This is a genomic window from Promicromonospora citrea (assembly GCF_013004695.1).
Taxonomy (GTDB): domain Bacteria; phylum Actinomycetota; class Actinomycetes; order Actinomycetales; family Cellulomonadaceae; genus Promicromonospora; species Promicromonospora citrea.
Genome location: NZ_JABEMG010000199.1, coordinates 1 through 5663 on the forward strand (window position 1 = coordinate 1; position 5663 = coordinate 5663).

General features: G+C 58.0%; 3 rRNA genes. All 3 read right to left on the reverse strand.

Annotated features, from left to right (window positions below):
- Positions 1-38: 38 nt before the first annotated feature.
- The 3 genes from rrf to HLB15_RS22030 all read right to left on the reverse strand — a co-directional run bounded on the left by rrf (position 39) and on the right by HLB15_RS22030 (position 5517).
- A 5S ribosomal RNA gene (gene rrf, locus HLB15_RS22020) occupies positions 39-155 on the reverse strand.
- A gap of 120 nt (positions 156-275) precedes the next feature.
- A 23S ribosomal RNA gene (locus HLB15_RS22025) occupies positions 276-3419 on the reverse strand.
- A 575-nt stretch (positions 3420-3994) separates the two neighbouring features.
- Positions 3995-5517, reverse strand: a 16S ribosomal RNA gene (locus HLB15_RS22030).
- Together the 16S, 23S and 5S rRNA genes form the textbook arrangement of a ribosomal RNA operon.
- Positions 5518-5663 lie beyond the last annotated feature (146 nt).

Consider the following 5663-nt stretch of genomic DNA (forward strand, 5'->3'; position numbering starts at 1 on the left):
GTGTGGGGTGCGGGGGTCCATCCCCTGACGGAATGGTTGTCCGGCGGCGTCCTACTCTCCCACCCCGTCTCCAGGGCAGTACCATCGGCGCTGTAGGGCTGAGCTTCCGGGTTCGGAATGGGACCGGGCGTTTCCCCTACGCTATGACCACCGAAACACTGTCGAGACCAGGCACCCCACTCCTCGCCCATTGATGGACAAGGGTTGGGGTGGTGCCCGTGACTCGGGAACCGCATAGTGGACGCGAACACGCAATATCGTGAAGAGTGTTTGTGTGTGTGAAGTTGTTGGCAGGTTAGTACCGGTCAGCTCCGACAGTCTTTGGTCCTGTCTTCCACATCCGGCCTATCAACCCAGTAGTCTGCTGGGTGCCTCCCACACGCAAGGTGTGTGGAAACCTCATCTTGAAGCAGGCTTCCCGCTTAGATGCTTTCAGCGGTTATCCCTTCCGAACGTAGCCAACCAGCCATGCTCCTGGCGGAACAACTGGCACACCAGAGGTTCGTCCGTCCCGGTCCTCTCGTACTAGGGACAGCCCTTCTCAAGTTTCCTGCGCGCGCAGCGGATAGGGACCGAACTGTCTCACGACGTTCTAAACCCAGCTCGCGTACCGCTTTAATGGGCGAACAGCCCAACCCTTGGGACCTACTCCAGCCCCAGGATGCGACGAGCCGACATCGAGGTGCCAAACCATGCCGTCGATATGGACTCTTGGGCAAGATCAGCCTGTTATCCCCGGGGTACCTTTTATCCGTTGAGCGACGGCGCTTCCACAAGCCACCGCCGGATCACTAGTTCCGACTTTCGTCCCTGCTCGACCTGTCAGTCTCACAGTCAAGCTCCCTTGTGCACTTGCACTCGACACCTGATTACCAACCAGGCTGAGGGAACCTTTGAGCGCCTCCGTTACATTTTAGGAGGCAACCGCCCCAGTTAAACTACCCACCAGGCACTGTCCCTGATCCGGATCACGGACCGAGGTTAGACATCCGAAGCGATCAGAGTGGTATTTCAACAACGACTCCACCCGAGCTGGCGCCCGAGTCTCACAGTCTCCCACCTATCCTACACAAACCGCACCGAACACCAATACCAAGCTATAGTAAAGGTCCCGGGGTCTTTCCGTCCTGCTGCGCGTAACGAGCATCTTTACTCGTAGTGCAATTTCGCCGAGTTCGCGGTTGAGACAGCGGAGAAGTCGTTACGCCATTCGTGCAGGTCGGAACTTACCCGACAAGGAATTTCGCTACCTTAGGATGGTTATAGTTACCACCGCCGTTTACTGGGGCTTAAATTCTGGGCTTCGCCGAAGCTGACCCGTCCTCTTAACCTTCCAGCACCGGGCAGGCGTCAGTCCGTATACATCGTCTTGCGACTTCGCACGGACCTGTGTTTTTAGTAAACAGTCGCTTCTCCCTGGTCTCTGCGGCCCTCCCCGCTTCCCCCAGCAAGTGGGTTCACGGATCAGGCCCCCCTTCTCCCGAAGTTACGGGGGCATTTTGCCGAGTTCCTTAACCACGATTCACTCGATCGCCTTAGTATTCTCTACCTGACCACCTGAGTCGGTTTAGGGTACGGGCGGCTAGTCCCTCGCGTCGAGGCTTTTCTAGGCAGCATAGGATCACCAGATTCCCGCATACGCGGTCTCTATCAGCTCTCACCCTGCTGACACCCGGATTTGCCTAGGTGTCGGGCTACAGCCTTGGACATGGACAACCATCGCCACGCCTGGCTACCTTCCTGCGTCACCCCTGTTAACACGCTTACCTACTACCGGATCAGGTCCCACGCCGCCCCACCAGTGAGACCCGAAGGTCTCGGCGGTGGCTTGGGGTGGTTAGTATCACCGGGCTCGGTATGGGCGGTACTTCGCCGGTAGGAGAATATCAACTCCTTGTCCATCGACTACGCCTGTCGGCCTCGCCTTAGGTCCCGACTTACCCAGGGCGGATGAACCTGGCCCTGGAACCCTTGGTCATTCGGCGGACGGGATTCACACCCGTCATTCGCTACTCATGCCTGCATTCTCACTCGCGTAGCCTCCACCACTAGGTCACCCTGCAGCTTCCATGGCCACGCGACGCTCCCCTACCCACCCACACACCTGAACCAGACCCACAAAAGGGGCCGGCTAGGACTGCGATCCAACGCAGTGTGAGTGCCACGGCTTCGGCGGTGTGCTTGAGCCCCGCTACATTGTCGGCGCGGAATCACTTGACCAGTGAGCTATTACGCACTCTTTCAAGGGTGGCTGCTTCTAAGCCAACCTCCTGGTTGTCTGTGCAACTCCACATCCTTTCCCACTGAGCACACGCTTAGGGGCCTTAGCCGGTGATCTGGGCTGTTTCCCTCTCGACCACGGAGCTTATCCCCCGCAGTCTCACTGCCACGCTTACAACTTACCGGCATTCGGAGTTTGGCTGACGTCAGTAACCTGGTGAGGCCCATTAGCCATCCAGTAGCTCTACCTCCGGCAAGAAACACGTGACGCTGCACCTAAATGCATTTCGGGGAGAACCAGCTATCACGAAGTTTGATTGGCCTTTCACCCCTAACCACAGGTCATCCCCCAGGTTTTCAACCCTGGTGGGTTCGGTCCTCCACGACGTCTTACCGTCGCTTCAACCTGCCCATGGCTAGATCACTTCGCTTCGGGTCTAGACCCGGCGACTGTGGCGCCCTGTTCGGACTCGCTTTCGCTACGGCTTCCCCACACGGGTTAACCTCGCCACCGAGCACTAACTCGCAGGCTCATTCTTCAAAAGGCACGCCGTCACCCCTGCAACCCCACAAGGAGGAAGGAGGCTCCGACGGATTGTAGGCACATGGTTTCAGGTACTATTTCACTCCCCTCCCGGGGTACTTTTCACCTTTCCCTCACGGTACTTGTCCGCTATCGGTCACTAGGTAGTATTTAGGCTTAGCAAGTGGTCTTGCCAGATTCACACGAGATTTCACGGGCCCCGTGCTACTTGGGATCCCCTCCACCAGGCCACGCCATTTCGTCTACGGGACTCCCACCCACTACGGTCCGGTATTCAACCCGGTTCGACTATGACACGACTTTCTCACTGGCCGGAAGACTGTCAGATCTTCCCGGAAGGTCCCACAACCCCGCACACGCAACGCCTGACAGCTTGACACGCATACGGTTTGGCCTGATCCGCTTTCGCTCGCCACTACTCACGGAATATCTCTTCCTGCCGGTACTGAGATGTTTCACTTCCCGGCGTTCCCCCCACACGCCCTATACATTCAGGCGCGGGTAACCGAACATGACTTCGGCTGGGTTCCCCCATTCGGAGACCCTCGGATCACAGCTCGTCTGCCAGCTCCCCGAGGATTATCGCAGGCTACAACGTCCTTCTTCGGCTCCTAGTGCCAAGGCATCCACCAATGTGCCCTTAAAAACTTCAACAACACGACAAAACAGAAACCACAAACAAACACCCACATGATCGCCACAACGAACATGGCCACCACACAAGCGTCGTTCGGGAACAATTCAAAAGATGCTCGCGTCCACTATGCAGTTCTCAAGCAACGGACGAACCCACCAAGCACACCGCATGCACCACCACCGGCACGCCGGCTGGTCTGCACACCACCTGATGACCCGTACCCTCCAAAGACACCCCACCAGAACCAGACCCCACCCGAAAGCAGCCACCACGGCAGCCACCACCCGAAGGCAGTCACCACCCGAAGGCAGCCCCTCACCCCACGGACGAACCCGCACAGGCGAGGGGGGGACTGGTCCCGCGGCCGGTTGCCTCAGGACCCAACAGTGTGCTCATCGAACCCCGACCCCACGACCAGGCGCACGTTCCAACCAGCAACCGCCGGCGTACTAGCACACCCACCCCGCAAGGCAGGCTCTCGTCAATGTTCCACCCATGAGCAACCACCCCAGACGCGCACGGCCTGGGCCTGGCCTCTGCCACCACCCCACCAGCCAACCGGCCGGCACCAATGATGGAGAAAAGCTCCTTAGAAAGGAGGTGATCCAGCCGCACCTTCCGGTACGGCTACCTTGTTACGACTTAGTCCCAATCGCCAGTCCCACCTTCGACCACTCCCTCCCACAAGGGGTTGGGCCGTGAGCTTCGGGTGTTACCAACTTTCGTGACTTGACGGGCGGTGTGTACAAGGCCCGGGAACGTATTCACCGCAGCGTTGCTGATCTGCGATTACTAGCGACTCCGACTTCACGGGGTCGAGTTGCAGACCCCGATCCGAACTGAGACCGGCTTTTTGGGATTCGCTCCACCTCACGGTATCGCAGCCCTCTGTACCGGCCATTGTAGCATGCGTGAAGCCCAAGACATAAGGGGCATGATGATTTGACGTCATCCCCACCTTCCTCCGAGTTGACCCCGGCAGTCTCCCATGAGTCCCCGGCATAACCCGCTGGCAACATGGGACAAGGGTTGCGCTCGTTGCGGGACTTAACCCAACATCTCACGACACGAGCTGACGACAACCATGCACCACCTGTGTACGAGTGTCCAAAGAGAACCCCATCTCTGGGGCTTTCTCGTACATGTCAAGCCTTGGTAAGGTTCTTCGCGTTGCATCGAATTAATCCGCATGCTCCGCCGCTTGTGCGGGCCCCCGTCAATTCCTTTGAGTTTTAGCCTTGCGGCCGTACTCCCCAGGCGGGGCACTTAATGCGTTAGCTACGGCACAGAACCAGTGGAACTGGCCCCACACCTAGTGCCCAACGTTTACGGCATGGACTACCAGGGTATCTAATCCTGTTCGCTCCCCATGCTTTCGCTCCTCAGCGTCAGTGACTGCCCAGAGACCTGCCTTCGCCATCGGTGTTCCTCCTGATATCTGCGCATTCCACCGCTACACCAGGAATTCCAGTCTCCCCTACAGCACTCTAGTCTGCCCGTACCCGATGCAAGCCCATAGTTGAGCCATGGGATTTCACACCAGACGCGACAGACCGCCTACGAGCTCTTTACGCCCAATAATTCCGGACAACGCTTGCGCCCTACGTATTACCGCGGCTGCTGGCACGTAGTTAGCCGGCGCTTCTTCTGCAGGTACCGTCACTTGCGCTTCTTCCCTGCTGAAAGAGGTTTACAACCCGAAGGCCGTCATCCCTCACGCGGCGTCGCTGCATCAGGCTTTCGCCCATTGTGCAATATTCCCCACTGCTGCCTCCCGTAGGAGTCTGGGCCGTGTCTCAGTCCCAGTGTGGCCGGTCGCCCTCTCAGGCCGGCTACCCGTCGACGCCTTGGTAGGCCGTTACCCCACCAACAAGCTGATAGGCCGCGAGCCCATCCCTCACCGAAAAACTTTCCAACACCCACCATGCAGCAGGTGCTCCTATCCGGTATTAGACCCCGTTTCCAAGGCTTATCCCGAAGTGAAGGGCAGGTTGCTCACGTGTTACTCACCCGTTCGCCACTGATCCACCCAGCAAGCTGGGCTTCACCGTTCGACTTGCATGTGTTAAGCACGCCGCCAGCGTTCGTCCTGAGCCAGGATCAAACTCTCCGTAAAAGAGAAACATCCACACACACACCGTGTGTGCGAACAATGATACTGGCCAAACCACAACCCACACGGGTCATGATCCGATCCAAAACAAATGTTTGGCATTGACTATCAAGCACACTGTTGAGTTCTCAAACAACCGACGCACACCG